This window comes from Streptomyces sp. 11x1, from assembly GCF_032598905.1.
GTDB lineage: Bacteria > Actinomycetota > Actinomycetes > Streptomycetales > Streptomycetaceae > Streptomyces.
Map to the genome: position 1 here is coordinate 5,239,125 of NZ_CP122458.1, position 26,083 is coordinate 5,265,207.

Genomic DNA, 26,083 nt, shown 5'->3' on the forward strand with positions numbered 1-26,083 from the left:
GTTTGCTGAGTCACCCCTGTGGAATCAACGGCCACATCCGCGGCCCCACAACGCGACGGCCACTCACCCCTTCGCACGAGGTGCACATGAAGCTTCGCCGCGCCATGGCCGTCGCAGCCGCCACGGCAGTCATAGCCCCCCTCGCCCTGCTGTCGGCCCCGGCAGCGTTCGCCACCGACACCCCCGGCACCACCACGGAGAACTCCTCCACCGGTACCTCCGGCGACACCGGCACCGGTGACGCGACCGGGACGGGAGAAACAACCGGCACCGGTGGTGACTCTTCGGACACGGACACTGACCCCGCCTCCGGCGGCCAGGACACATCCACCGAGGAGCAGAACGCCACCACGGACGATGAGGCGGCGACCTCCGAGGGCACTGACGGCGAGGCGTCCTCCTCGGACGACCAGGACACGTCGACCGAAGACGACACCACGTCCGGTGAGGACGGGGACTCGTCCTCCGAGGACGAGAACAAGCCGTCGGACGACGAGGGCGACGAGGGCGATGACACCGGCCTCTCGGACGACGAGCCGTGGAACCCCTACGAGGACTGCGAGACCTTCGACCTGGACGACAAGCTCACCGCCTCCATCTCCGGGCTGCCGAACCAGATCGTCGCGGGCTCCGGCTGGCACGAGTTCGATTTCGTGATCAGGAACGACTCGGACAAGGACCTGAAGAAGGTCTGGGTCCAGGCGTTCACGGAGTACGGCGACGACACCAACGACGACAGCTCACTCGCCTTCGACCTCGCCGAGCTCCAGTACAAGCTGGACGGCAAGTGGACCAGCGACTACCAGGAGGGCTTCGAGGACGAGGACGGCAAGATCGCCCTCACGGGCACGTTCGTCGCCGTCCTGGACTCCCTGGAGAAGAACTCCACCGCCACCCTGGACCTCCGGGTGCGGGTGGACGAGGAGGCTCCGGCGGGTTCGTCGTTCGCGCTGAGCCAGGCCGTGTACGCGGGTGAGGAGTCCGCCTGCTACGGCAACGGCGACTTCTACGAGTTCACCGTCCTCGCCGCCGGCCGCGAGCCGGGCGACGACGTCGAGGACGCCGAACCGAACGGCGAGAAGCCCGACGTCACCGACGGCACCAAGCCGCAAGGAGGCGCCAAGGAGATCACCGGCAACCTCGCCGAGACCGGCTCCGGCTCCGCGCTCCCCATGATCGGGATCGTCGGCGGCGTGGCCGTCGCCGCCGGTGCCGGCGCGATGTTCGTCGTACGCCGCAAGAAGGCCGGGGCCCAAGCGTAGGACGAGAGCGGTTCCGTCGGAACACGAAGGAGGGGCCTGCGTCCGAAGAGGGCGCAGGCCCTTCTGCCATCACGTGCGGCCTCGCTGAAGCCATGGGCGCCACACTCAGTGCATTGGGGTCTGGCGCGGCGGCTGCACCACCACCTTGCCGCCCTTCACGGGAAACGACCTTCCGACGCACGGGAAGCAATCTCCAACGGGGTGCTCCGCCACACATCAGCCCCGACTCGTGAACACCCCTGGTGGCGGTGTCCGGCGGCTGTGGCCGTGATGGCGACAGCGGGGTGCACGGCGCTCGAACTCGCGCCGCAAGCTGAAATTCAGTCAGCCGGGAAGGAAAACAGATGCTCAAGAGGCAGTACTGGGGAGTCACCGTACTCCTCATCACCGTGGTCTTCAGCTACGTCGGTTACCGCCTCAATGACCAGCACCCCAGCCTGCCGTGGATGGTCGGCGGCTTGGTGACCGGAGTAATCGTCACGACAGGTCTCGCCCGAATCGGAAGAGAGTAGATATCGGCTCCCGACAGACTCGGAGGCGCCACCGGATCCACGCGAGCAGTGAGATTGCACCGGCCAGCACCGCACACGCGGCCAGCGCGAGCACGACGGCCAGGGTGCGCCGCGCCCCGCGCGGATTGCGAGGATGACACCTCGGCCAGCCGTTCCAGCAGACCCGGCACCTCCCCTGACACCACCTCGGGCCCGCGACGGACGACATCTGCCGGGCGCGGTCGGCGGTGGACTGGGCGTCGATGCCCAACCGGGTCAACCACTCCAGAACGGCACCGGAGGTGGCCAGGGCCAGCTTCCGGTTCCCAGCACTCAGCTCGCGGACGGTGTTGCCGAACCGGTCGTACTCCGTCATGGAGATGTGCCCGCCCGGTGTGGCGGCGCTGACCTCGCGCCGGGAGACGTTGGTGTAGGTGCCCGAGAACGACACGACGTCGACCGACGACGGGGACCCGGCCTCCGAGGACGAGAACAAGCCGTCGGACGACGAGAGCGACGACGGCGATCGCACCAGCCCCTCGGACGACGAGCCCTGGAACCCCTACGAGGACTGCAAGACCTTCGACGATGGCACGAAGCCGCAGGGCGACGCCAAGGAGAACACCGGCACCTCGCCGAGACCGGCTCTGACTCCGCGCTTCCCATGATCGGGATCGCCGGCGGGGTGGCCGTGGTCGCCGGTGCCGGCGCGATGTTCGTCGTACGCCGCAAGAAGACCGGGGCACAGGTGTAGGCGAGAGCGGTTCCCTACGGGATACATGTGAGGAGGGGCCCGCGCACGGAGAGGGCGCAGGCCCCCTCCGTGCGTGCGGCTTCGCTGGATCATGAGCGGCATGGAGTTGGCGCCAGCCGTACGAAGGCACCGTGACCTCGCCGCCATCCGGAGGGAACGATCTTCTGAGGCACCGGAAACGATCTCCAACTGGGATGCTCCGCCGCATATCAGCCCCACTCGTGAACACCCCATGGATACAGCTCTCTGCCCAAGCAGTCAGCTTCTCCAGCACCGAGGCCTCGGACGGGAGAGTCTGGTCTCGTCGATCCGGGAGATGTCCGTGATCAGCAGCTCACACCAGTAGTCGTCGAAGAGGTGGTCGGCGTACGGGTCGAGACGGGCCAGAGTGGGGGCGGTCTGGGCTCTCGCGGTGGACCACGCGGATGAGCTCTCCGTCCTCGATCAACTTGTCGAGGACCTCTGCGGGCGCTGCCCGTCGTCCCTTTCCTGCGCCCTTTCCTGCCTTCCGGTCTGTCTGCCGGGTCTGTGTGATGAACCTTCGACCCTCCCGACGACAACATCACCCGCCCTGGACAGTGGAGCCCGGCGCCCACCCCAGGGCTTGATCAAGTTCCGTAACTGTCCGGATCGTTGGTGATGCCAAAGATGAGGAGTGCTCGTTGGGGCTCGTCGCGGATCGCCCGGGTGGTCTTGGCGATGTTGTCGGCTCCGAGGGTTTTCAGCACGCCGATGGCGAGGTTGCGGAGGGTCGCCATGGCCCGTGGTGCGGTTCCGGCGTGAACGGTGGAAGCGTCCTCGGTGAAGGTGACATCCCTGATGTGGTGCGAGGAGTTCTCCACTCCCCAGTGCCCGCGAATCGCAGTGGCCAGGTCGGCGGGGCCGGTCTGGTGGGCGTCGAGGCTGGTGACGGCGTAGACGCTCTCACGGGTCTCGCGCTTGCCGGACTGCTTGCGGCGGCGGTGGACGCGGATGGCCAGGCGGGCGTGGGGAAAGGCGATCCCGCCGAGTTCGTCGGCGATCCCGCAGGTCTTGATCGAGCGGGACTCGCGTCTGCCGTGCCCGGAGGCGGATGCGGTGTGCTGGACGGCGATGTCCCGCCACGGAAGGGCCGCGAGTTGGCTGTAAGCGGTCGGCTGGTTGGTCTTGATCACGGCGATGTAGTGGGCCTTCTTGGTCACGACCAGCCAGGAGATGTTCGCCTTGACCGAGTGCAGGGCGTCGAAGGTGACGACGGTGCCGGTCAGGTCCAGCGGTGCCAGCAGTGGTTGGAAGTGTGTGGTTTCGTTCGTCTTCGCGCCGACCTCCACCTGGGCGAGGGTCACGACGGTGCCGTGAGTGACCGCGGAGAGCAGATGCCGGCGCGTCGCGGTGAGTCGGGCTGATCCCCTGAGTGCTTTGCCGTCGACAGCGATCACGCGCGAGGGCCCGGGCGCGGACGGCGACGGCGCCTGGGCGGGTTCGGTGGCGGCACGGTGCCGGTCGGCCAGGTAGGCGCCGACCGCCCGGTCCAGGGCGTCGCCGTCAACAGTCCCCAGCACACGGCCGATCGTGGCCGATGAAGGAGTGCGCCGCCATCTGAGCAGAAGGGGAAGCTTCAGACCTCATTTCTTGCTCAAGTTTGATCGTCTTACGGAAAGAAGCAGATAGGTTCTCGGTCATTGCCACGCCGACCACGTGGCACATCCGACCACTGCGCCGTAACGACTCATCAGGATCGCTTCTGCGCGCTTTCAAAGGGGGAACATGTCTCACCAGAGTCATTCACGGAGATCGAAATCAGTGCGGGCCATCTGCCTGGCTGCTCTGCTTGGCGGAACCATCACCGTGCCCTCGCTGGCGATGGCGTCGACGGCCGCTGCTGCTGATGCCTGTCAGTCGAGCGTTGCAACGTACGTCGTCGAGGTACCTCCAGGACCTGTGGTCGTCGGTACGAGCAAGCCCCGCACGCTGCGCAAGTACCTGGACTGGGACCCCAAGGGTGGCGGCGCCAACGGGACGATCATCGACACCGAGCAGACCGCGGCGGTTCCGGCCGGGAGCAAGCTGTTCTCGGCTGGTCACGGGGTGATCTACGAGGTCACGCAGGACGGCACGCTCAAGTCGTACATGGACAAGACGGCTGCTGGTGGTTCACTGCTGACGCCCGTGAGGACCTACGGGGCAGAATGGAAGGCGTTCAAGCGCGTATGGGCTTCGGGCAGCCTCCTCTTCGGGCAGGTGGAGAGCGGTGAGATCACCGTCTACAAGCAGGCCGATCCGGAGACGGGCGCGGGCACCCTTGAGCCGGCAACCACCAAGATCGCTGCGACGACTGCTGGGGCTGTCGCGATCAAGAACGCCGATGACGTATGGATGTCCGACTCGACGATCTACACACTCACCAGCGGCGAGATCAAGGCATGGCCCTTCAGGACGCTGACCACAGGCCTTCCTACGGATCAGAAGCTCCGCCCTTCCCTGGGGGCACCGGCCGTCATCGCCACCGGTTTGACGGACGCCGTCCAGGCATGGAGTCCCGGGCCTGGCACCGTCCACACATACACGGGCTCCCGCGACTACACCGGCACTATCAAGGGCTATACCGGCACGGCATCGCTCGCGCTCGCCAACGGCGAGATCAGGACTGGCATCTACGGCCACATCTTCGCGGACACCGCTGATTGCCTCGCGGATGCCGCTGAGACCAAGCCCTATTTCGGCGAGCAGCCCGCAGAGGATTCTGGCGACCTGCCAACTGGTCCGGAGGAGGACGGGTCCACTCCGGCCCCGTCGCAGGCACAGATTTTCAGTGGCCGGTTCGTGCGGGGTGATGGCCAACCAGCCGCAGGATTTCCGGTGACCGTCGAAGCCATCGACGTCACTTCCGACAGCGGTGAAGCAGTTGACCTACCGAGGTTGGGTGAGACTACAACCGCAGCGGACGGAACATGGTCGCTGAGGCTGCCCGACACACTGCCCGCAGGCGTCCGAGAGGCCGCCGCCGCCAATGGTGGCGTTGTCAACGCCATGGCGTCGGTGACAGGGGTTACCTCGAACGGTGTCACCATGCGTGCCGTGGCCCACCTCGCGGCGGCTCCCGAGACAGCCCCGGCTACGACACGTAGTCTCGCTGCGGCGACCGATGCCGCCGCTGTCGACGAACCTTCCGCGCTGCTGCCGGTGGATCCCGGCGATCCCGCTCCGGCTGAGCCGACGGTCGAGCAGTACGCGAAAAGTTGGGGGTCCCAGCAGGAGCGTATGAGCGTCGACGAGATTGGTGACAGGCCACTTCCGAAATGGCAGAGCGACACGTCGGACATTCCATCCAATTTCGACCCGTACATTATCAATAAAGTCGACACCAAGTCGCTGGACGTGCGACCAATGGACATAGGCGTGTGCGGCATGACGCGAGATAGGGTCGTGGACAGGAGGATCCACTACACCACCGTCGGCGAGGCGCACGCCTACTGGGACGCAAAGGCGACCTTCGAGTACGAGAATAAGCTTTCGTCGAACGTCGAAGTGGCCGTCAAGGCCGGCGGAAAATGGACCATACAGGGAACGGTGACACTCGCATCCGCAGCAAGTTCCAGCACCGGCTACTACAACCGGGGGCCGTACTTCGCCAAGCAGTGGCGAGTGCCGATCGAGTACAAGAAGCACAAGCAGAACTTCCGCTGCGACGGCCGAGTCTGGACCCAGTACAAGATCATCGCCGGACGTTACAAGATTCCGACCAATGGTCCGGTGGGAAAGTTCGGAAAGAATGTCGCGCACAAGGATGGTGGGATCAACTTCCATAAGTCGCCCAGGAGTCACCGAACCTGGGTGCCGAGGGGTTCAGGATTCTCCATCAGCACGAACCGCAGCTCCAAAATTTCCGGAGCGGTGAGCGCGTTCGGCGTCACGCTCGGCGCATCAACTCAGTACGACAAGGACCACAAGCAGCGCATTATTGCGGGAAATAAGACCCTTGCACGCCATGAGATCTGGGGAAAGAATGGTCCGGTTGATGCGAAGCCCGGCGTTTTCTACTCCAACTAGGATTTCGGCACTTCTGATCGTGCTGATGTTGGCGACTGCGGCCTGTGAACGTACGACCGATGTTCAGCCGCGTACTGGTGACGCTCTCTACACTGAGGGAATGATCGCGCAGGGCGTCACGGACAACTACAGCGCGAAGGTGGATGAGACGTGGTGGTTCACCCTTCCACCTCCCTACAACGTCAGCGACGACCCCCTGGAAGTCATCGACGCGTCCGTGGTGAAAGTGCCGGACGGAATCAAGATTGTCCGGTACCGCGCCTACCATCGGGACGACACGGACGGAATGCCGCTCCTGGCAAGAGAGGGCGACCAGCAGAACCCTGATTTCGCCAGACTGAAGGACTATGCAAAGGCCCCGCTGAAGCTGGCTCCCGACTCGGGAGGCGACGTGTATTACGTCGCAGAGCTCGAAGTCACCGCTCCACCGAAGGAGAACCTGCGCGACTGCCGGTTCACCTACCGCCAGAACGGACACACCTTTACTCAGACGATGGGCTGCGAACTGGAGCTCCGAGTGGGGTGATCAGAAAGAAAGGTGGCCGTTGCCGTCCCGAGTCTGGACAGCAACGGCCACGCTTTTGTTCATGGCTACTGAACTTGAACCCGTGATGTCGGTCGACTCATGGTGGCGGCGTCAGGGTCTGAGGTTCCCCCACTGTGCGGGAGGTGCTGATCAGCTGGTCAGAGTGGGTTGACGGGTGTTCAGGTTCGTCGGTTCGGCCGTCGCCTGCTTGGTGTAGTGCTTCTCCTCGAACTCGATCGGACTGAGCCAGCCGAGCCGTTGCTGGATGCGCCGGGAGTTATAGAAGCCGTCGATGTACTCGAAGAGCGCGAGGTTCGCCTCGGCACGTGTGGCGAAGACGCGACCGCGCACGCACTCCGTCTTGATCAGCATCCACAGGTTCTCCGCGAGCGCGTTGTCGAACGAGTCCCCGACCGACCCCATGGACGCCTGAACTCCCGCTCTCACCAGACGAGTTGTGAGCTTGATAGACGTATATTGACAGCCGTGGTCGGCGTGATGGATCAGCTTGCCGGGCTCGACCTCGCGGGACGCGAGCGCGTACTCCAGCGTGGTCAGCACCAGGTCCGCGTCCGCACGGGCCGAGGTCTCCCAGGCCACCACACGGCGGGAGAACGCGTCCCGGATCGCCGAGAGCCACAACGGGCCCTCGCCGGTCGGGATCATCGTCAGGTCGGTGACCCACAGCCGGTTCGGCCCGGGTGCGGTGAAGTCCCGCTCCACCAGGTCCGGGGCGAGCGTGGCCTTCGGATCCCGGCGCGTGAAGCCCTTCCGCCTCGGGCTCACACCCGCGATGTCGGCCTCGCGCATCAGCCGCTCGACGCGTTTGCGCCCGACGTGGACGCCCTCCCGCTTGAGGACGGCGTGCACGCGCGGTGAGCCGTAGACGCCACCGGAATCCGTGTGGATCTCCTTGATCCGCTCGGTCAGCTCGACGTCACGCTGACGCCGTTCGCACGGCTCGCGCTCGGCGCGGCGCCAGCGGTAGTAGGTGGAGGAGGGGATGTGCAGTTCCCGAAGTACGCACTCGACTCCCAGGCGGGGATGCTCGTCGAGGAGCGCCGTCACCTGGGCCGGGTCGGGTCGAGTTGCGCCGCGAAAAAAGCCGAGGCCGTCCGCAGCACGTCGTTGGCCCGCTTGAGCTGGGCGTTCTCCTTGCGCAGAGCCACCAGCTCGGCCCGCTCGTCGGTGGTGAGCCGATCGTCGCGCTCGCCGGCGTCCGCCTCGGCCTGACGGATCCAGCCGCGCAGGGCCTCCGGGTGCACGCCGAGGTCGACGGCCAGCTTCTTGATCTGCGGCCTCGGCTCCGTAGTGCGATACATCCGCACCGCACGCTCACGCAACTCCAACGAGTACTTCCTGGGTGCAGCCATGGTCGATGCTCCTCTCATGAGAACCATCTGACCCTCTGTCACCTCTTCCCGCATCTCGGGGGAACCTCAGTCCGAGACGCCCGCTGTTACCGGCCCGGGTTCAGGCAGGGCGGCTGCAGGTTCCAGGGGCGTGCGGCTGGTCAGGTTGTGACCGATTGGGGTGCATAACAGGGCAGGCACGGGCTTCGTGATCATTGTAGTGTCTAAGCCCGATGATCACGAGGTGGCCCGTGCCTGCCGCTGCATCTTCTCCCATTCCCGCCGTGCTGGTGAAGCTGGGTCCGCTGGATGCCGGTCGGGTCGCTGACCTGCGCCCCTGTCTCGACTCGGTGCCTGACCCGCGCTCCCGGCGGGGCCGTTGGTACTCGCTGACCGCGATCCTGCTGGTGTGTGCCTGCGCGGTCGTCTCGGGAGCGAGGAGCATCGACGAACTCGCCGAGTGGGGCCAGCGTGCTTCGAACGCACTGCTGACAGTCATCGGAGTGCGCCGCCACCTGCTCAGATGGCGGCGCACTCCTTCATCGGCCACGATCGGCCGTGTGCTGGGGACTGTTGACGGCGACGCCCTGGACCGGGCGGTCGGCGCCTACCTGGCCGACCGGCACCGTGCCGCCACCGAACCCGCCCAGGCGCCGTCGCCGTCCGCGCCCGGGCCCTCGCGCGTGATCGCTGTCGACGGCAAAGCACTCAGGGGATCAGCCCGACTCACCGCGACGCGCCGGCATCTGCTCTCCGCGGTCACTCACGGCACCGTCGTGACCCTCGCCCAGGTGGAGGTCGGCGCGAAGACGAACGAAACCACACACTTCCAACCACTGCTGGCACCGCTGGACCTGACCGGCACCGTCGTCACCTTCGACGCCCTGCACTCGGTCAAGGCGAACATCTCCTGGCTGGTCGTGACCAAGAAGGCCCACTACATCGCCGTGATCAAGACCAACCAGCCGACCGCTTACAGCCAACTCGCGGCCCTTCCGTGGCGGGACATCGCCGTCCAGCACACCGCATCCGCCTCCGGGCACGGCAGACGCGAGTCCCGCTCGATCAAGACCTGCGGGATCGCCGACGAACTCGGCGGGATCGCCTTTCCCCACGCCCGCCTGGCCATCCGCGTCCACCGCCGCCGCAAGCAGTCCGGCAAGCGCGAGACCCGTGAGAGCGTCTACGCCGTCACCAGCCTCGACGCCCACCAGACCGGCCCCGCCGACCTGGCCACTGCGATTCGCGGGCACTGGGGAGTGGAGAACTCCTCGCACCACATCAGGGATGTCACCTTCACCGAGGACGCTTCCACCGTTCACGCCGGAACCGCACCACGGGCCATGGCGACCCTCCGCAACCTCGCCATCGGCGTGCTGAAAACCCTCGGAGCCGACAACATCGCCAAGACCACCCGGGCGATCCGCGACGAGCCCCAACGAGCACTCCTCATCTTTGGCATCACCAACGATCCGGACAGTTACGGAACTTGATCAAGCCCTGCGCCCACCCCAAGCGACAACTGGGCCGCCGGCCTGCCCACGAACAGCTCCGGAAAGCGAAAGGGTCCGCCGACTCCGTCGGCGGACCCTCACGTAGGGTCGGGGGCTGGCGCGGTTGCGGAGTACGTCCGCCCCGTTTCCAGCCCCCGCCGCATCGAACCGTGCGTGCGGTTCTCCCGCACACGGCTCACCGACGCCGTTCACCGCCGGCATTCGGCCTGCCCCGCCAGTCCCGAAAAGGTCTGGGTGCAACGACGGTCCCGTGCAAGGCGATCACCCCCAACGATTCAGTGGAGGCAAACGCCACCACTGACCAGCCGAACTTCCGGCTGCGCCGGTGCTTCTTGGCGATGAACCCGCCGATCCGCATCCGCGCGTACGAGCTGATCTGGTCAAAGCGATGAGCCGAGTTCCCGAACCGGAAATACGCGGCCCACCCGCGCAGGAACGCGTTCGCGTCCTCCACAATCACTTTGACCGGCCGCAACATCCTGCGCCGCTCCGTGAGTTCACGGATCCGGTCACGAGCATGCTGCACTGCCCTGTCCGAGGGCCAGCGGGCGAGGAAGGTGATCGGGCGCCGCCCGCCGCGAGGCCGGGACGTGACCCACCGGTGGTGGAAGCCGAGGAAGTCCACTCCCTCGCCTCCGACCTGCAGGTGCACGATCCTGGTCTTGGCCGCCTTCGGCTCCAGTCCGAGTTCGGCCAGCAGGACCTTCAGCTGCCCAAGGGCGGCTTCGGCCTGCTCGCGGGTAGTGCACATCACCACGGCATCGTCGGCATAGCGGACCAGGACCCCGTGAAGACGCGCGTCCCATGCCCGGTCCAGCCGGTGCAGATAGACGTTCGCCATCAACGGTGAAACCACACCGCCTTGCGGGGTTCCGGTCACCGGCCGACGGACCTGCCCGTCCTCCATCACCCCGGCCCGCAACATCGCGCGCAGGAGTTTGAGGACCGACCGGTCGCAGACGCGTTCCTCGACCGCCTGCATCAACTTCTCATGCGGAATCGCCTCGAAGCAGTTGGCGATGTCCGTCTCCACCACCCAACGCCTGCCCCGCCATGCCTCATCGATCAAGACCTGGAGGGCATCGTGCGCCCCGCGCCTGGGCCGGAACCCGAACGAGCACGGGAGCATGTCGGCCTCGAAGACCGGCTCGAGCACGATCTTCAGCGCGGCCTGCACGATCCGGTCACGGACGGAAGGAATGGACAGCGGTCTCTGCTCCACGGTTGTGCCGGGTTTCGGGATGAATACCCGGCGCGCGGGCATCGGCCGCCAGCGGCCATCCTTGAGTTCCACGGCCAGTTCTTCAAGGAGCCGGTCGATGCCGTACTCCTCGACCTGCGTGAGAGTGATGGCGTCAATGCCTGGTGCGCCGTTGTTCCGACGCACCGCTGCCCACGCGCGCCGCAGGACGTCCCTGCGGTGGACCTTGTCCCCCAGCGCGTGGAACCGTCGTCCGGGATCGGCCTTGGCCGCCCGGTAGAGCGCATGCTGCAAGGCTCGGACCGGATCCAGCTTCAGGGATCCCGACGTGGTGGAACTAGCCGTAACGGCACTCACCAAGTCCCTCCAGACAGACTGCGCATCGACGAAGCAGCGGCCCTTCCCTGGCCGGGGGTTGTGTTGTCCCCCGGCTCATCGCGGTACTACGGCCGCCTCCGACGCCCACCCGGCTCGCGTCCACTTCCCGGGGTGCACCCGGTTATAGGACGCGCAGCTTCCGGCAGCAGCTGTCCGCAGGCCGCCGGGCCGGGGAGGGCCTCCCCAGTTCCCGCTGTCACCGTCGCAACGTTCCATGCCCCATACGCCGAGGAGTCCCTCACGGCTGCATCTCCAGGATCTTCGCCGCTTCCATGGCCTTCGCCCTGATTTCGGGGGCTCGGCACTCCCTGTCCCCGCCTCGAGAGACGGGCCTCTAACGACGCCGCAGGCTTCGCTTCATGCTACGGACCGCTGCTTTGCTCCCCCTTACAGGGCTTTCGACACTGGGCTTCGACGCCGGGCGTTTCCCCCCGACGCCGCCAGTCTGCTACCGGGCCTCCTGGCAGCTACCCGGACCGGACTCACACCGGCAGGCGACAACGAGCTTACGACCGAAGGTCACTTACAACATTGAGCCCTCCAGTCTGCTGGGCGCGCGAAAGATCGAGGTTAACGAATTCATCTGTCTCGACCGAGATATCGGAGGGCTGCTACCACCAGGCCGCCGACGAGGAGCCCGGCCGCAGACTCCGCTACGAGGACGGGGATGGAGTCACCCTGCGACAGGCCAGATATCGCATAGCCGACGCCACCTAGGACAATGCCGAATACGTACTGCCAGCGAGGTGGCATCAAACTGTCCATGCGACGTTGCAATGTGCGGAAAAAAAATGGAGCATGTACGCCTCGTCGTTAAGTATTTAGGATCGCCACATCTTAGGCTGTCCAGAAAAGGACGCGCAAGCCCTATCCGCCAAACCCGCTTGAATTCGCTGACGCCCTGGCTTTTGAGGAGCCGGGATGCGGGATCCCGCATCCCGGCTCCTCAAAAGCCAGCCAGTCGCCGACAATGGAATCATCGGGCAAAAAGGCGGACCGCCCCGTCGGCGCCCAGCCGCCCTGCCAGACCAGCAGAAACCCAGAAAGGTTCACCGCCGCCACGGCAGCCAGCCTCGGGGTGAGCAACGCCGAGGACGCTGTCGCCAAGGCGTCCGCGCTCGGCATGAAGCCCGGCAGTCCCATCTACCTCAACATGGAGTCGTACGACATCACGAACAAGGCGTGCAACGACGCCACCCTGACGTACGTGCGCTCCTTCACCAAAACCCTGCGAGCCAAGACATACCGTGCCGGGTACTACGGCTTCAGCAGCTCTAGCGCCAAGGCCATCCCCACAGCCACCGACCGGACCGACCTCCCGGGCAACCTCTGGTACGCGCTGTGGAACAACAAGAACACCACCACCGCCGACTGGCCCTGGGATCCCAAGCTGTACACCAACCACAGCCGCGCCCACCAGTACATGGTCAACAGCAAGGAGACCCGCGGCGGCCACACCATCACCGTCGACCGCAACGCCTGGGACGCCCCCGTGGCCATCATCGGGTAGAGGCCGTATCTCCTGCGAACGGACCTCGTAGCTGGCCGGCATAACCACATGAGGACGTAGGGCGCCGCAACGCGTACGCCTGGCGCGCGGGCTCTGTACGTCAGGCGTACGGGTACGCGGCCGGGCGGCGTGGGCTACTTCGGTGGAGTCTGCCTTTCGGTTAAGACGCCGGTCATCTGGGGCGCCGTGGTCAACGTGAGGCCGATGGGCTACCAGGCGGTCTGAGCTCGCGCAGCGGCGACGGCGGGCTGCCGCCCTCGTCGATCTCAAGCGCCTCCTACGGCCTGATGGTCCGCTACGCCCGCAGGTGTCGACAGAGCCTGTAATTCCCCACCTCAGGTGGGTTCGGCGTCAGTCAATTCCCCATCCTCGCGGCCATGTTTCCCCACGGGGACGGCGGTCGCGAACGGCACTAAGGAATGGCGGCTGCCGGCTTGGGGGTGGCAGCCAGTCGCAAGCCGACTTCTACGAGGGTCCAGCCGAGACGGGTGCGGAGGTTCCGGGGGCGCCGGGCCGCTGCGGCGAGACGGTACGCGTCGGCTTCGGCGCGGAGTTCGGCGGCGCGGACGTGGTGCAGGGCAAGGTGGATCTCGGGACGCATCGGGCTGTGGCCTTTCACTCCGTGGTGAGGGGGAACGCGTGCGTGTGGATGCGTACCTGGGCGGTGTTGGCGTCGTCCTCGCCGGAGGCCCGGTCACGGTAGGCGTCGACGAGCGCGTGCATCTTCTCGACGAGTTCCTGGGTCAGTTCGGGCGTCAGCCGCAGTGTCGCGCTGCTCATGTCCCAGGTGCGGTTCCATTCCTCCGGCCATGTCTGGCGGTTGCCGAGCCAGGTCGACAGGTCCCGGGTCTGGGTGGTGGCGACCTCGTGGAGATACATGTCGGCGGCCCCGCGCACGTCCGGGCTGGTGTCCGTGAGCAGTGCGTCGTCGAAGCGCAGGCCCTTGTGGACCGCCTTCCACCACCGCTCCCGGCCCTTGCCGTGCTCGGGGGCGTCTTCGATGAAGCCGTGAACGGCGAGCTGCCGCAGGTGGTAGCTGGTTGCACCGCTTGACTCGCCCAGCTTTTCGGCGAGTTGGGACGCGGTGGCGGGGCCGCCGAAGCGCAGGGCGTCCAGCAGTTGCATGCGCAGTGGGTGTGCGAGCCCGCGCAGGGATCGGGCATCGAGATTGCGGACGTGCGAGTCCTGGGGCTCGTTCATGCCTACAAAGATAGCGATGCAAAGGAATACTTGCAATGGAAGCTTTGCATCGGATTCTTTGGAATGGCGCCGCCCTGCAGGGCGGCGTCGCAGTCACCAGATTTTCAGCATATGGGGCGGTTTGGTAGATATGCGATCTCTATTCTGAATCCTCCTGATTGGCCATGGGTACGGCGGAGTTCGGGATCGAGGGACCTGGTCATCGCGGAGCTGCGGATGACCCTCGCCCAGTGGGTCCCGAACGCCGATGGGCAGCCCGGATGGCAAGGAGAACGTTCGTCGTGGTCGACATCACCGAGATCTACGTCCACTGGTACGCGGGCCGCTCGAAGGGCGCGCTGGCCGCGTCGCTGGGGGTGGACCGCAAGACGGTCAGGAAGTACCTGTCGCCGGCGGAGGCGTCCGGGATCACCCCGGGCGGCCCGCCCATGAGCGAGGCCGACTGGGCCGGGCTGATCGAGGCACGGTCGCCCCGTCCGTCCCGGAAACGCGTATCACCGCTGTCCAGGAAATCGCCGAGCCGGGTGGCTCAGTCGCGCCGGCGGTCGCGGAGGGGAGCCGTGCGCTCGTACGCGATGCCGAGCGCGACAGCCAGGAGTGTCAGGAGCAGCGCGATGCGCGAGCAGGCGGTGACCACGCTCTTGGACGCACTGGCGAGGCGAGGCGCGACCTCGGTGAAGGCAGCCGCATACGCCACAACCGCCACCGAAGCGAGAAGGCGTGGTGAGTCCGTGTCACGGTGCGGCAATGGCGGCTCCCAGCCGAGGAGGGTCGCCAGAATGAGCGGAAGGACGAGCACCGTGCCGATGCCGAGAACGACACAGCTTGCGGTGGTGTTCATACGAGCGCTCCAGGGCAGGGCGGCGGCTTGCGCCGACCAGGCTTCCCGGCTCACCTGCGGTGGATCTTAGCCACCACGCGTGCTGCTCGTGGTGAAAACGTGTTTTTCTGGTGCAGGTCGGACTCATGTGCAGTGAGGCGATGTGTCACGTTCCGTGAAGCGGTGACAAGGAAAACTGCTCCGTGTCGACGAGACAGCGAGGAGGAAGGCGCGTCTTGGGGCTGCGGTCAGAGGGGCCTTCCGCCCCGCTGTGCGCATGGGTGTCGTGGGCATCTCAGCCACCGGCCAGTATCCGGATCGTGGGCAGCTGGGCGTACAGCTGGTGCCCGGGGCACTGGGTGTTGTAGCCGTCACGGTGACCGTGGATGGCCGGGAAACTCAGCCGGGCGCCCTTGGCCCAGGTCGTGCCGAAGTAGTTGCGGCCGGCGTCGCCCGCGGTGAGGGTGGCGGTGCCGGCCGGGTTGACGCCGTACTGGCCGAGCTTCCAGGCGGCGACCCTGGCCACGGCGGCCAGGACGGCCTGGCTGGGCGTGACGTCGGTGTACGTGCCGAGGACGGAGACGCCGGTGGTCTCCGTGTTGAAGCCGTAGGCGTGGGCGCCCATCACCGGACGGTCCACGCCGCCCTTGCGGCCCTCGTAAAGGGTCCCGCATCTGTCGACGAGGAAGTTGTAGCCGATGTCCTTCCAGCCCAACTGCATGACGTGGTAGGCGTAGATGCCTCGGATGACGGCCGGGGCCTCGGCGCAGGTGTAGTCGTTGCTGCCGGCGGTGTGGTGCACCACCACCGCCTTGATCTTTCCGTCCGGCAGATATCCCGGCGGCTCGGGGCTGATCGACTCGTCCGCACCCCATCCGGCGCGCGAGGTGATGGGCGGACGGGGTGCGAGTTCGGCATTCGGTGCTCCGTGGGCAGCCGTGGGGGCCGGCTGCGCGGTGGCTGGTGCGTCGGGACCGGGATCGACCAGGTCCAGCCTCAGCCCGGCGGGCAGGACCGAGGCGCCTTCCGCGGCGATGCGAACCTCGGCGCCGTCAGAGGGCCCCGTCCAGACGGGATCGGTGCCGCCCCGCAGGGCTGTGTCCTCGCCCTGGCTGTCGTCGCCGTCCAGGTGCCGCCAGCCGGACCACCGGCCCGTCCCGGCGGACCGGGTGCGCACCGCCACGCTGCCCGCGAGGTGGGCAGACGGATCGTCCCAGGTGACGCCCAGCACGCTGAACAGGCGTGTGTCTCGTACCACCAGTACGGCGCCGCGCCGGTCCGCCGTGGCGGGCACCGCGCGGACCTCACTCCGCGTCCCGGTGGTGGGGCCGGGATCCGCCGGCCTGCCGTGGCTGCGGGCCGCCGGCGCGCACAAGCCCTGGACGGTCAGTGCCCCCGCCACCACCAGCGCAGCGATGTGTCCTGTACCCCACACGCGTGAACTCCCCTGTCTGAACGCTGCTGTCGGTCCCTGACTCACGGTTCCGGCCCTCGTTATGAGCTGGTGCGGCTTCGGGCGGTGAGTGTGTCAGCCGCCTGGCGATCATCGGATCATCGACACGGAAGCCCGGTCCGGAACCAGGGCGCGTACCCCCGGACGGGTGAAGGGCGGTTGGGCCAGGTGGCGGCTCCGGGCCAGTCCTGCCACGGCCGATCCAGTTGCCGTGCGGGTGCGGGTGCGGGCCAGCTGTCCGTCGCCAGCGGGCTGTAGCAGCACAAGCAGGTCTGCCAGGATGCTGCCATGCGGCCGTACGGGACAGCAGCACGCGTCCAACGAGGCCATGGCCGGCTGCGGAACCCACCCCTCCGCCGGAGCCGTGCCCCGGCGGCACTCTGCGCGACCGCGGCCGGAGCACGATGACCCCGGCCGGGGGCGTGGGCGGCCGGGGCTGCTGGACCTGGCGGCTGGACAGGGTTCACCGGCAGCAGCGGAATCGCCCGATGGAGATCGTCCTGCGCGACGGTCGGGAGCGGGTGGTCGCGCGGCTGCGTTTCCGGGTGTGTCCGGCATGCCGTACGGGGCGGATCCACGACGTCTGGGTCGACGAAGCGTGGCAGCGGCAGGGACTGGGCCGCGAGGCCCTCCACTCACTGCTCACTCTGCATCCCGGACACCGCTGGAGCACCACCCTGAAGACCCGGCAGGGGCGCTCCTTCTTCAGAACGATGACCCAGGAGACGTCCACCGGCTTCCCGGCCACAGCCCCGTTGTGCCCTCACCTCAGGGGACGGTTCGGGCAGTTCGTGCACCGCATGACCGGTCGGTCCCCGGCGCCGTGAACGGAGCCGGAGATGCGGCGGCCCGACTCGGCCGTGAGCACGGGCCCGGCCGTCTGCGACTATGGATCTCGCTCCGCGGGGAGTGTGTGACAGCGTCGAACTGTGCTGTCCTGGGGCCGCGGGGCGTGACCGCTTGGCGCTGGAGGGGGATGTGTCCGAGGAGAACGACCGGCTCGCCGTGCTGTCCGCCCTGCCGTTCGCCATGATGGCCGCGGTGACGGTTGTCGACGTCGCCACCGGACCGGCGGTAGGACTGCTGCCGTTGGTGTCACTCGGACCGGCCTTCGCCCCGCTGGTCGGCGGCTGGCGGCGCACCCTGGGCGTCGGTGTGATCGCGTTGCTGCTCACCGTCGGGCTGAGTGTGTACAACGACCTGTTCGACGCCGCGCGCGGCTACGTGAGCACGGCCTCGGTCATCGGCGTCACCGCGGCCGGACTCGTCGCCGTGTCCATGCGCCAGAAGCGGGAGGCGGAGCTGGCCAGCGTCCGCTCGATCGCCGAGGCCGCCCAACGGGTGCTGCTCAAGCCGGTGCCGCGCCTGGCCGGGCAGCTGCGCGCGGCCGTCTCCTACATGTCCGCCGTCGCCGAGGCCCGCATCGGCGGCGACCTGTACGAAGTGGTCGCCGCACCGCAGGGCGTGCGGGTGATCGTGGGCGACGTACAGGGCAAGGGACTGGACGCCGTGGAGACCGCGGCCATCGTCCTGGGCGCCTTCCGCGAGGCGGCCCTGGACGAAGCCGATCTCACCCAGGTCGGGTGCAGACTGGCGCGGTCCGTTGACCGGCAGCTGGAAGGGGAGAAGTTCGTCACCGCCATCCTCGCCGAAGTGCGCGACCGCGAGGTCACCTTCCTCAACTACGGCCACCCCGCACCCCTGCTGATCCGCGCCGACGGCTCCGCGACGCTCCCCGAACCGGCCGTCTATGCGCTCCCCCTCGGCCTGAGCGCCCACGGCCCGTCGGAAGCGGAGCCGTTCCAGGCCGACTTCCACCCGGGAGACCAGCTGCTGCTGTACACCGACGGGGTTACCGAAGCCCGAGACGGCGAAGGTCAGTTCTACCCGCTCGCCGACCGCGCTCCCCTGCTCAAGGAACGCGATCCGGAAGCGGCTCTGGAGACCCTGCGCCAGGACCTGCTCCAGCACGTCGGCGGCCCGCTGCAGGACGACGCCGCCATGCTGCTGCTCCGCTACCGGTGACCGGCCGGATCACACCTGACGGTCGACCACCGGCGGCGGATGGGCGAAGCGTACTGCCCGCCTCCACCCACCCCGCGGCCGTCCAGCACGGTGGTCTCCACGGTGGGCAGTCCGAGCCACTGATGAGCGCGGCACCCCCGGAGGCCCGTAATCTGCGCAGGCGACGCCGGCCGGCGGGAGAGCGATACGTCCGGTACGCCATGCAGGGGTTCCGCAGCCGGGAGCAGGCGGTGAAGACGACCAGCGCCACAAGGACTCCCGCCTCGGTGGCCGCGGCGTCGGCGAATAGCCGGTCCAGACGTGGGCGCAGGTGGTCGACCAGGACGAACACCACGGGGGAGCCGGTGAGCGCGGCGACCGCGCCAGGGCCCCAGTAGGGGTGCCGGGTCCAGAACCACTGGGCCAGCAGCATCACCACCGGGGCGGTGACGGGTAGTTGCGGCTCTCCGAGCAGGGCCAGAGCAGCGCAGGCCAGAGCGCACACGACCGAGCACGCCACCATCATCCGGGCGGCCTCGCCCCACGTCACCAGCCGTATCTCGGACACGACGTCGCCTTCTCCTCTCTGCACCAAGTCCATTGAGCCACAGCCGGTCGCCCTTCGGTCATGCCAGTTCCCTGCGTGATCAGCGCGTCCCGGACTGCCCAAGGACGGCAACGCTCCCCGTGGTTGCGCGCCGTGAACTCGGCGTCGTGCAGGACAACGAACGAGTCCGGGAGTCGGGAGGGGACGGCCGGGGCCGAGGCCGCGGCGCTCTGCAGCGTCTCACCCGGTGGGAAGAACCTGCGCCGATCCATCCGCCGGCAGTGAGGCGGCCGGAGTGACGGTTACCGAAGGCAACACCTCAGGAGCGTCCTCCGACTGCTGCACGGTCGTCCCCGTGTCTCCCGGGCGACCGCCCGTGTCGCCAGGGCGCACCGCCACCAGGATCAGGGCGGTGACGGTGGCCACGCCGAGCACGCGGGCGACGCGATGGCACTTGGCCCGTCCGTCCAGTTCGTGCCATGCCGGGCCGGTACGTGGTTCGTCCGGATGCCGGAGCTCACCGACCGCCTCCAGCCCGCCCAGCGCGCTCTCGCCCGCGGAACGCAGGGCAATCCGCTCGCCGGCAGAGGGCTCCCTGGGCGCGGACTTCCGGGTGGCGCGCTCGCTGTCCTTGAGGAACTGCTGCCACACGTCGTCCGGGAAGGACGACGTGTGGTACGGATCCCCGGATGATCCGTCGCTGCCCGGCCGCTGAGTGGTCACCGTTCCCCCCTGCGCACAACCTATGGACGAAGGCAGGGGCACAGAGAGCCACCCGAGCCAACGGGTCTCGAATGTACGCCCGCTGACGTCTCCGGTCGCTTTCGGGTCCCGGCCGGCTCTGCCTCATCAGCGCCTCCCGCCTTCCGGCACGGCCCAGTGACGGTCGGTGCCGTCTCGCGCTCACCTGGTGACCGCGACCGTGATGGCGAGGCCGACGAGGAGCAGCAGGAAGGGCCCCAGCGGCAGGCCGTGTTCGCGCGGCGTGCTTGGTTCGGTGGGACGCAGTTGCGGATGGGCGTGCAGGGCTGTGACCTCCTCGGTCATGCGGGCGTAGGACGGTCGCAGTCGCAGGCGCCGTTCGAGGCGCCGCTCCCCCATGCCCGTCAGACGCCACGCGTCGCCGTCCGACCGGTGTATCTCCACGCCGCCCTCGTCGGTGTACTTGGCTGCCCGCAACTGTTCCCAGGGGACGTGCCGTACGGTCCAGGCCCCGGTCAGCCACAGACCGGTGCTGTCCGCGATGACGCGCCAGTTCAGGAGGATGGCCGCGAGGTTGATCAATATCGACAGTCCGAGGAAGGGGAGGAGGCCCCAGTCGAAGCCATCCGTCGCAAGGTCCTGTGCCGCGAGGGAGAGCCCAGTCGCCACGCCTGCGGTGAGGGCCAGTCCGGCGGTCCGGGAAACGGGGCCCGGCCCCCAGCGCACAGGGCGGCCGGTGGGCGTCAGGGTGGCGGCGATGCGGTCCGTCCAAGCCTGCTTCTCTGGTTCTGTGGTGTCGGAATCGGTATCCGTGACGCCAGGGGCGTCCAGGAGGGGCTCCTTGCCGGTTCGAGGGAGCCGGACCGGGCCGACGGTACGGAGCACGATCGGATCCCCCGCATGGTCTGTCGTGATGAGGACCAGTTCACCTCCCTCGTAGAGGGCGCCGAGCAGGACCGCTTCGTGCAACCGCGTGTCGACGGAACAGTCCTCGACTTCGTGCTCGTGCTGGCCCTCGGCTTCGGTGCGGTCCGCCGGTTCGTCGTCCTCGCGGAGCGTGGTTGTGCAGAGACAGCTGAACAGCGCGGTGCGGCCGGCTGTGTCGTCGGCCGCATAGACCCAGGTGCGGCCCTCGTGGTCCGTGCGCTCCAGCACGCGTAGGGCGGGAACCGGTGCGCGACGCAGCGCCGCGGCACGGCGGCGGGCGAGGACGCCCACCATGAGAAGGGACAGGCCGGGCAGTCCGGCGACCAGCACCAGCAGCTGCCAGCCGAAGGCGTCGTACGGCTCGGCCACCAGACGCCGCCACGAGCCGTCCTCCAGGACGGTCACCGTGCTGCCGACGCGGTAGTCCTCGGGGTAGAACGCGTCGACGGTGATGCGCCGTTCGTCGTCGGTGCGGACCTGCACGCTCTCCTCGCCGCGGCTGATCACCTGCGCCGTGGCCTGCACGGACCGGGCCGCGTGCTGCTCGTCGGCGCGGATCCCGCTCAGCCCCAACAGGACCGCAACCGCGGCCACGGCACACAGGACCAGCCCGGCGGCGAGCGGGAGCCTGCCTCGCGCGAGCGGTCCGACGGGCTCCGGCAGCCGGTGCCGCACTCCGGCGGCCCGCTCGGCGATCCGCCGCTGCCCGGACCGGGCGGCCAGCCGCTCGCGGGCCGCGGCCCAGCCGAAGGCCAGAGCCCCGATCACGGCGACGTTCGCGGCCTGGGACATCCGCCCGGCGCCCGGCAGCTCTCCCCACGCCACGATGGCCGCCAGGGCGGGCGCCGCGATCAGCGTGAGCTCCGGAAGCCGGGCGAGCCAGAACAGCAGCCCGACGGCCAGGCCCATTTCCGCCATGCCGCCCCAGTCCGGGCCACAGGGCGCCGCATCGCTGCACGGCGGTACCGGTTCCACCGCGATCGCCCATACGACGCTGACCAGCAGCGCCGACACGGACCACATGGGCTGTGCCCATGGCGCGGGGCCGGCCTGGGCCCATGAGGCGGCGTCGGTGGACGACCAGGCGGGCGTACCCGCCGGAACGGAGCCCGAGGGTATCGGGACGGGAGTTTCGGACACGCGAGGATTATGCGGCAGGAGGCGGGCATTGCCGCTGCGGGCCGAACTCGGATCGGACCGACGCCACCGGGCCATTAGGCTGAGTCCGCTGCAACACCCCACCAGCAGCTGCCTTGCCCGTGGTTATGGACCACTACACCCTTCCGTCCTCCAGCGGGCACACCACTTCGGCACCCTCCCCAGGGCCCAGTTCGGCGGGACCTCCGCCACCGACACGCCTTGGTCGTCCGCGCCGCTCGGACGGGGGCCGTGGCAAAGGGGCGAACTCATCGCGGTAGCCGTTCCCAAGGTAGAGGCAGTTGCCCGGCAAGCCCCTGATCGTGCTGGCGTAATGGAAGCCACCAAGACCCCGACAGATTCGAACCCAAAGACTGTTCCCTGACCTTCCACCGCAACGCCCGGCTCAGGCTCCGCCGATCCTCCGCGCTGCGGCACGAGTCACTTCCTCGGGCGTGAAATCGTCGAACAGCCGACTCAGGGCGCAGGACAGCCTCGCGCGCCGTGTGGAGTGGTCACGGGCCAGTGCCCCGGCGATGGCGCCCCGGAGATACTTCTCCGGTGTCTGTCCGGCTTCCGCCGCGAGGTGTTGAAGGCGTTCGGCGGTTTCCGGCTCCATCGGGATGCTCATGAGGTAGGTGCCGTCGGAGCCGGGGAACAGTCCGCAGAGCACGTCGACGGGCAATGCGTCTCCCAGCCGTTTCCAGATCTTCCGTACGGCTCTCGGCTCGCTCTTCGCGGACACGAGGACCACCAGGCGAGTGCCGTCGTCGGAGGCCGCCATGGCAAGACGGCTTCGCTGTTGCGCGGCTCTCAACTCGACCGCACCCACGGCGCGGGTCAGGACGATCTCGATGGCGTGCATGGACACTGCGTTTCTCCTGTCCCTGGGTTCACTCGAGGGAGACCACCCCGTCGGGCAGCCATCCCTCCCAGTAACCGTCGATGAGGTCGAGCAGCACGGGCGGCTCCACCCGCACGTCCGCGGCCCGCAGTTCAGCCGTCGTCCACCACCGCGCGCCTGATGCCAGCAGGGCGCGGACATCGCAGGGCCAGGCGCCTGCCGCCGGGGCCGCCAGGACGAAGTACTCCTCGTGCCGACGCCCCCCGGAGGCGGGAAGCCGTCCTGCGACGGGGGCGATCCGCAGTGCGGGCAACCGCAGTTCACGCCGAAGGTGGTGCGCCGCGGCACGGCGAAAGGACTCGCCCTGCCGTATCGAGCGCCTGGGAACACTCCAGATGACCGGGAGCACGGCGCGGTCGGGCACCAGCAGAAAGCTGCGTGCGGCCGGGTCGATGACGACGGGACGGACGCATGCGGCTGCCGGGAAGCCTGAGCTGATCACGTCGACCACTCTGCCCGCATGTTATTGGAATGGCATGCCGATGTGTTCCATACGGGTGTGTCGGGGCAGGATCCGGCGTGCATATCAGCGAACTGGATGCGATGTGTGTGCGCATTCACCCTCGTATCCAGTTCACTGGATACGAGGGTGATCTGGCCGGACCGAGCGGTGGCGGTCCGGGCTCGTGATCGGTGTGAACGCGCGCACGAGCCCGGCTCGGCACCGTTCGGCCCGGCCCGATGCGGACAACCGGGGAGGGGAGGAGCAGGGTGTGGCCCGACCGGCTCGTCGTGGAGGACCGGGTCCGGTTCGACGGGCAGGTGTGCACGGTGACCGGCGTGCGTGGCGGGCGCGTCGCATTGCTGGACGGACTCGGCGCCACCGAGCACGTCGATATGGTGTTCCTGGTTGCCTCGGAGGGCTTCGAGTTCCTGGGAAGGGAAACGGGGCCGGCGCCTCTGGAGCAGTCGGCGCCGCCCCTGCCGGAAGCGGCGTTGGAGCGTGCACGCTGGTGGCGGCGACACGTCACCGAAGTACTCAACGGCGTGCCGTACGACGCCTCGGCCGGCACCGAGCCGCTCCCGGCCTACGATCCGTCACACCGCACACTGGCCGAGCGCGAGGAGGCCAAAGCGCGGGAGTTGGCCGACCTGGGCGTGCGCGGAGCTTCCGCGCGGACGGTGCGGCGCAAGCGGCAGCGGTATCAGGAGCAGGGCCTGGCCGGGCTCGCCGACGGCAGGGCCGGTCGGCGTATAACCGACGTGGCCCGGCTGGACCCGCGAGTGCGGGCGGCTGTCCGGGAGGTGCTCGCCGCGCAACGGTCGGGAGCCCCCCTGATGGCCGGGCACTTGCACGATCAGGTGCTGGCCCGGCTGACTGGGCCCATCTCGGCGGGTGAGTTGCCCAGGCCGTCCCGGGCTGCCGTCCGGCGGCTCGCCGCCGAGATGCTTGTCAGCGGTGGGAAGCGGCGGCTCCGCCGGGTGGGCGATGTGGCCGTTGGTGAGCGTGTTCATCTCGAGACAGTCGAGTTGCCGCTGCCATCCAGCGGGGCGGGCCCGCGGGAACCTCTTCGGCTGCTGGTCGCTCTGGACGAGGCCACTGGTCTCGTGCTGGCCGCCGTCGTCCACACCGGTTACCGGCCGCCACTGCACTCGACGCTGCTTGCCCGGATGCTCGTCCCCGTCGGGATGCACACGGACTGGGGCGCTCTCCTGTCCGGACGGCTCTTTCGCACGGACCGGCGACCCGCGTCCTCACTGATCGTCCGCCCGGACAGCCTCGTTGTCGACGGGGCCCACGCGCCCAGCCTGCGGGCGCTGCGGCCGGCCTGCGCCCATCTGGGCATCCACGTGCGGTACGCGCAGCGTGTGCGGCCCACGGACCGCCGGGCTGTGGAGCACACGCTGGACCAGTTCGTGTCCCTCTTCACCGACCATCTGTTCTCCGCCGCCGGGCAGGCCGCGCACGAGGCCGGATGGCCGCCCGAGATGGTGCAGGACCTGCTCGACGTATGGGTGGCCCAGGTCTGGCCGGACGCCCCGGCGCCGACCGCGCCTTCAGGCGGAGCGCACACGCCGCGAACCCGCCACGAGACGCTGACCGCCTCGGCGGGATGGACACCGACGCCTCTGCCCCCGCCCGGTTTCGCGGAACTTCTGAGCGTGGCCTGGAGAGTGGTCGGAGGTCAGGGACTACGGCTCAGCGGGCAGACCTACAACTCGTCGGCCTTGGATCCCCTGCGTTCCCCGGCGTCACTGGGCAAAGGCCGCAGGTTCGAGGTCCGCTGGGACCCGTATGACCTCCGCCGTGTGTGGCTGCGGTCCGAGGACGACGAGTGGATCACGGTGCCCGCTGTGGTGCCCGCCGCCCTGCCCGCCCTTGCGACCGTCCTGCATCACGCGCCGCTTGAGCACACGGAGGTCTACGCCGCCATCGCCCGGCAACGGCCGGCTCCGGCCCCGAACACGAGCGCGCACTCGCCTGTCTCCTGGGCCGGGCCGTCCTGTCGTGACCGGGTGGCCTCGTTCTCGCCGCTTTCGGACCCGGAGGACGGCCCACACGCGGCACCAGACGATTCCCGCGTGGCCTACCACGCCGGGCTCCCGCTGCGCGTGCCGGACGTCGTGTCCGCCGCGCGGCGGATCGGGGAGTTGCTGGACCTCAACCGGTACGAGAAAGGCGCCCGTCACGGAATGCTGCTGCACGGGGTGTCCGGTACCGGCAAAACCACAGTCCTGCTGGAAGCAGCCCACCGCTACACCGCCCAACTGCCCGGCATTACCTCGGAGAAGCCAGGCAGTTCGGCCATGCCGGTGGTCTACGTCCGGCTGCCACCCGCCACCTCACCGCGCCTGCTGCTGGCCGAACTGGCCCGCGCTCTCGGCATCCCCCTGCGCGGCTCACCCACGACCGCCGACCTGGCGGCCAGGGTGAGCGAGGCCATGGCAGCCGCCCGCACCGGTCTCGTCCTGGTGGACGAGGCCCAGAACCTTCGCAGTCCGGGCTGGTCCGACACCGCCGTGGCCGAGATTGTGGACTACCTCTGCGACCGCATCCCGGCGACGTTCGCCTTTGCCGGTATCGGCAGCCCCGAGTCCCTCGCCACGGCGGTGACGCACACACCGCACCGCCGACTGCTGTCGGTACGCCTGGACCTTCTGCCGGACGGCGAGGTCTGGCAGGAGGTCATCAGCCGGTTCGAAGACGCGCTGCGTCTGCACGCGCACGAGCCAGGCACCCTGACCGCCCAGGCAGCCCTTCTCCACCAGCGCACCGGGGGAAATGTGGGCCAACTCGCCCTTCTTCTGCGCACCGGAGCCGTCCGGGCCATCCGCGAAGGCACTGAACAACTGACGGCTTCACTGCTTTCTGGGCTGACTCTTCCGAGCCGCTGGTGACCGCCTCACCGAGGCCACGAGTGACCATACTGA

Annotated in this window: 22 protein-coding genes and 3 pseudogenes; 12 read left to right on the plus strand and 13 right to left on the minus strand. The window is 68.2% G+C overall.

The annotated features are described in order from the left end of the window. Nucleotides 1–86 precede the first annotated feature (86 nt). Nucleotides 87–1,262 (plus strand): LAETG motif-containing sortase-dependent surface protein, encoded by a 1,176-nt coding sequence (locus P8T65_RS22925; RefSeq protein ID WP_316727153.1) that lies wholly within the window; start codon nucleotides 87–89, stop codon nucleotides 1,260–1,262. Between the two features lie 344 nt (nucleotides 1,263–1,606). Further along, a complete protein-coding gene (locus P8T65_RS22930; RefSeq protein ID WP_316727154.1) occupies nucleotides 1,607–1,774 on the plus strand; it encodes a hypothetical protein in 168 nt (55 codons plus the stop codon). On the opposite strand, the gene P8T65_RS22935 is transcribed toward P8T65_RS22930, so the two are convergent. Beyond that, nucleotides 1,740–2,204, minus strand: coding sequence for a hypothetical protein (locus tag P8T65_RS22935; protein WP_316727155.1), 465 nt, complete (start codon nucleotides 2,202–2,204; stop codon nucleotides 1,740–1,742). The genes P8T65_RS22930 and P8T65_RS22935 overlap by 35 nt on opposite strands. Between P8T65_RS22935 and P8T65_RS47325 the strand changes: the two genes are divergently transcribed. Both P8T65_RS47325 and P8T65_RS22940 read left to right on the plus strand, forming a co-directional pair. After that, on the plus strand, nucleotides 2,188–2,421 hold the full coding sequence (locus P8T65_RS47325; protein ID WP_399103433.1) for a hypothetical protein: 234 nt from the start codon (nucleotides 2,188–2,190) through the stop codon (nucleotides 2,419–2,421). The two genes, P8T65_RS22935 and P8T65_RS47325, sit on opposite strands and share 17 nt — an antisense overlap. Next, nucleotides 2,385–2,507, plus strand: a pseudogene (locus P8T65_RS22940) (LAETG motif-containing sortase-dependent surface protein); the annotation flags it as partial. The gene P8T65_RS47325 and the pseudogene P8T65_RS22940, both read left to right, overlap by 37 nt. Nucleotides 2,508–3,115: 608 nt before the next feature. Here P8T65_RS22940 and P8T65_RS22945 read toward each other — a convergent pair. Beyond that, nucleotides 3,116–4,108 carry an ISAs1 family transposase gene (locus P8T65_RS22945; protein ID WP_316731678.1) on the minus strand — a complete coding sequence of 331 codons (993 nt, stop codon included), beginning with the start codon at nucleotides 4,106–4,108 and terminating at the stop codon, nucleotides 3,116–3,118. 181 nt (nucleotides 4,109–4,289) lie between these two features. On the opposite strand from P8T65_RS22945, the gene P8T65_RS22950 reads away from it, so the two are divergent. Together P8T65_RS22950 and P8T65_RS22955 are read left to right on the plus strand one after the other, a co-directional pair. Next, nucleotides 4,290–6,536, plus strand: coding sequence for a hypothetical protein (locus P8T65_RS22950; RefSeq protein ID WP_316727156.1), 2,247 nt, complete (start codon nucleotides 4,290–4,292; stop codon nucleotides 6,534–6,536). A 100-nt stretch (nucleotides 6,537–6,636) separates the two neighbouring features. Further along, nucleotides 6,637–7,062: a hypothetical protein gene (locus P8T65_RS22955; RefSeq protein ID WP_316727157.1), complete on the plus strand. Its 426-nt coding sequence runs from the start codon at nucleotides 6,637–6,639 to the stop codon at nucleotides 7,060–7,062. 150 nt (nucleotides 7,063–7,212) lie between these two features. Here P8T65_RS22955 and P8T65_RS22960 read toward each other — a convergent pair whose 3' ends face one another. Both P8T65_RS22960 and P8T65_RS22965 read right to left on the minus strand, forming a co-directional pair. After that, the gene (locus P8T65_RS22960; protein ID WP_316725936.1) at nucleotides 7,213–8,130 is read right to left on the minus strand and encodes an IS3 family transposase; all 918 of its coding nucleotides are present in this window, start codon (nucleotides 8,128–8,130) and stop codon (nucleotides 7,213–7,215) included. Continuing rightward, nucleotides 8,127–8,435, minus strand: coding sequence for a transposase (locus P8T65_RS22965; RefSeq protein ID WP_310771210.1), 309 nt, complete (start codon nucleotides 8,433–8,435; stop codon nucleotides 8,127–8,129). Before P8T65_RS22965 ends, P8T65_RS22960 begins: the two co-directional genes overlap by 4 nt. Before the next feature lie 263 nt (nucleotides 8,436–8,698). Here P8T65_RS22965 and P8T65_RS22970 point away from each other — a divergent pair, with 263 nt between their 5' ends. Beyond that, nucleotides 8,699–9,907, plus strand: coding sequence for an ISAs1 family transposase (locus P8T65_RS22970; RefSeq protein ID WP_316727158.1), 1,209 nt, complete (start codon nucleotides 8,699–8,701; stop codon nucleotides 9,905–9,907). Nucleotides 9,908–10,103: 196 nt separating this feature from the next. Here the strand turns inward: P8T65_RS22970 and ltrA are convergent, their stop codons facing one another. After that, the gene (gene ltrA / locus P8T65_RS22975; protein WP_316727159.1) at nucleotides 10,104–11,423 is read right to left on the minus strand and encodes a group II intron reverse transcriptase/maturase; all 1,320 of its coding nucleotides are present in this window, start codon (nucleotides 11,421–11,423) and stop codon (nucleotides 10,104–10,106) included. A gap of 1,087 nt (nucleotides 11,424–12,510) precedes the next feature. On the opposite strand from ltrA, the pseudogene P8T65_RS22980 reads away from it, so the two are divergent. Then, nucleotides 12,511–13,017, plus strand: a pseudogene (locus P8T65_RS22980) (DUF1906 domain-containing protein); the annotation flags it as partial. Between the two features lie 412 nt (nucleotides 13,018–13,429). Here the strand turns inward: P8T65_RS22980 and P8T65_RS22985 are convergent. Together P8T65_RS22985 and P8T65_RS22990 are read right to left on the minus strand one after the other, a co-directional pair. After that, the gene (locus tag P8T65_RS22985; protein WP_316727160.1) at nucleotides 13,430–13,618 is read right to left on the minus strand and encodes a hypothetical protein; all 189 of its coding nucleotides are present in this window, start codon (nucleotides 13,616–13,618) and stop codon (nucleotides 13,430–13,432) included. Nucleotides 13,619–13,632: 14 nt separating this feature from the next. Then, on the minus strand, nucleotides 13,633–14,217 hold the full coding sequence (locus P8T65_RS22990; protein WP_316727161.1) for a helix-turn-helix domain-containing protein: 585 nt from the start codon (nucleotides 14,215–14,217) through the stop codon (nucleotides 13,633–13,635). Nucleotides 14,218–14,477: 260 nt separating this feature from the next. Here P8T65_RS22990 and P8T65_RS47330 point away from each other — a divergent pair. Continuing rightward, a pseudogene (locus P8T65_RS47330) lies at nucleotides 14,478–14,675 on the plus strand (hypothetical protein); the annotation flags it as partial. Between the two features lie 71 nt (nucleotides 14,676–14,746). Here P8T65_RS47330 and P8T65_RS22995 read toward each other — a convergent pair. After that, nucleotides 14,747–15,058 carry a hypothetical protein gene (locus P8T65_RS22995; protein WP_316727162.1) on the minus strand — a complete coding sequence of 104 codons (312 nt, stop codon included), beginning with the start codon at nucleotides 15,056–15,058 and terminating at the stop codon, nucleotides 14,747–14,749. Between the two features lie 274 nt (nucleotides 15,059–15,332). After that, nucleotides 15,333–16,472 carry an N-acetylmuramoyl-L-alanine amidase gene (locus P8T65_RS23000; RefSeq protein WP_316727163.1) on the minus strand — a complete coding sequence of 380 codons (1,140 nt, stop codon included), beginning with the start codon at nucleotides 16,470–16,472 and terminating at the stop codon, nucleotides 15,333–15,335. A 422-nt stretch (nucleotides 16,473–16,894) separates the two neighbouring features. Between P8T65_RS23000 and P8T65_RS23005 the strand changes: the two genes are divergently transcribed. Beyond that, nucleotides 16,895–17,317 (plus strand): GNAT family N-acetyltransferase, encoded by a 423-nt coding sequence (locus P8T65_RS23005; RefSeq protein WP_316727164.1) that lies wholly within the window; start codon nucleotides 16,895–16,897, stop codon nucleotides 17,315–17,317. 202 nt (nucleotides 17,318–17,519) lie between these two features. Beyond that, the gene (locus tag P8T65_RS23010; RefSeq protein WP_316731679.1) at nucleotides 17,520–18,515 is read left to right on the plus strand and encodes a PP2C family protein-serine/threonine phosphatase; all 996 of its coding nucleotides are present in this window, start codon (nucleotides 17,520–17,522) and stop codon (nucleotides 18,513–18,515) included. 766 nt (nucleotides 18,516–19,281) lie between these two features. Here P8T65_RS23010 and P8T65_RS23015 read toward each other — a convergent pair. From P8T65_RS23015 to P8T65_RS23030, 4 genes are all read right to left on the minus strand, one after another. Next, nucleotides 19,282–19,764: a hypothetical protein gene (locus P8T65_RS23015; protein WP_316727166.1), complete on the minus strand. Its 483-nt coding sequence runs from the start codon at nucleotides 19,762–19,764 to the stop codon at nucleotides 19,282–19,284. A gap of 180 nt (nucleotides 19,765–19,944) precedes the next feature. Continuing rightward, nucleotides 19,945–21,810, minus strand: coding sequence for a hypothetical protein (locus P8T65_RS23020; RefSeq protein WP_316727167.1), 1,866 nt, complete (start codon nucleotides 21,808–21,810; stop codon nucleotides 19,945–19,947). Between the two features lie 403 nt (nucleotides 21,811–22,213). Next, nucleotides 22,214–22,672, minus strand: coding sequence for a hypothetical protein (locus P8T65_RS23025; RefSeq protein ID WP_316731680.1), 459 nt, complete (start codon nucleotides 22,670–22,672; stop codon nucleotides 22,214–22,216). Nucleotides 22,673–22,700: 28 nt separating this feature from the next. After that, nucleotides 22,701–23,153, minus strand: coding sequence for a hypothetical protein (locus P8T65_RS23030; protein WP_316727168.1), 453 nt, complete (start codon nucleotides 23,151–23,153; stop codon nucleotides 22,701–22,703). 269 nt (nucleotides 23,154–23,422) lie between these two features. Between P8T65_RS23030 and P8T65_RS23035 the strand changes: the two genes are divergently transcribed. Further along, the gene (locus tag P8T65_RS23035; RefSeq protein WP_316727169.1) at nucleotides 23,423–26,050 is read left to right on the plus strand and encodes an AAA family ATPase; all 2,628 of its coding nucleotides are present in this window, start codon (nucleotides 23,423–23,425) and stop codon (nucleotides 26,048–26,050) included. Nucleotides 26,051–26,083: the final 33 nt, after the last annotated feature.

What these genes read in the sequence shown, in the direction of transcription:
- P8T65_RS22925 (WP_316727153.1), top strand. Translation starts at nt 87, where the DNA reads ATGAAGCTTCGCCGCGCCATGGCCGTCGCAGCCGCCACGGCAGTCATA.
- P8T65_RS22930 (WP_316727154.1), top strand. Translation starts at nt 1,607, where the DNA reads ATGCTCAAGAGGCAGTACTGGGGAGTCACCGTACTCCTCATCACCGTG.
- P8T65_RS22955 (WP_316727157.1), top strand. Translation starts at nt 6,637, where the DNA reads ATGATCGCGCAGGGCGTCACGGACAACTACAGCGCGAAGGTGGATGAG.
- P8T65_RS22965 (WP_310771210.1), bottom strand. Translation starts at nt 8,435, where the DNA reads ATGGCTGCACCCAGGAAGTACTCGTTGGAGTTGCGTGAGCGTGCGGTG.
- P8T65_RS22985 (WP_316727160.1), bottom strand. Translation starts at nt 13,618, where the DNA reads ATGCGTCCCGAGATCCACCTTGCCCTGCACCACGTCCGCGCCGCCGAA.
- P8T65_RS22990 (WP_316727161.1), bottom strand. Translation starts at nt 14,217, where the DNA reads ATGAACGAGCCCCAGGACTCGCACGTCCGCAATCTCGATGCCCGATCC.
- P8T65_RS22995 (WP_316727162.1), bottom strand. Translation starts at nt 15,058, where the DNA reads ATGAACACCACCGCAAGCTGTGTCGTTCTCGGCATCGGCACGGTGCTC.
- P8T65_RS23005 (WP_316727164.1), top strand. Translation starts at nt 16,895, where the DNA reads ATGACCCCGGCCGGGGGCGTGGGCGGCCGGGGCTGCTGGACCTGGCGG.
- P8T65_RS23010 (WP_316731679.1), top strand. Translation starts at nt 17,520, where the DNA reads ATGATGGCCGCGGTGACGGTTGTCGACGTCGCCACCGGACCGGCGGTA.
- P8T65_RS23025 (WP_316731680.1), bottom strand. Translation starts at nt 22,672, where the DNA reads ATGCACGCCATCGAGATCGTCCTGACCCGCGCCGTGGGTGCGGTCGAG.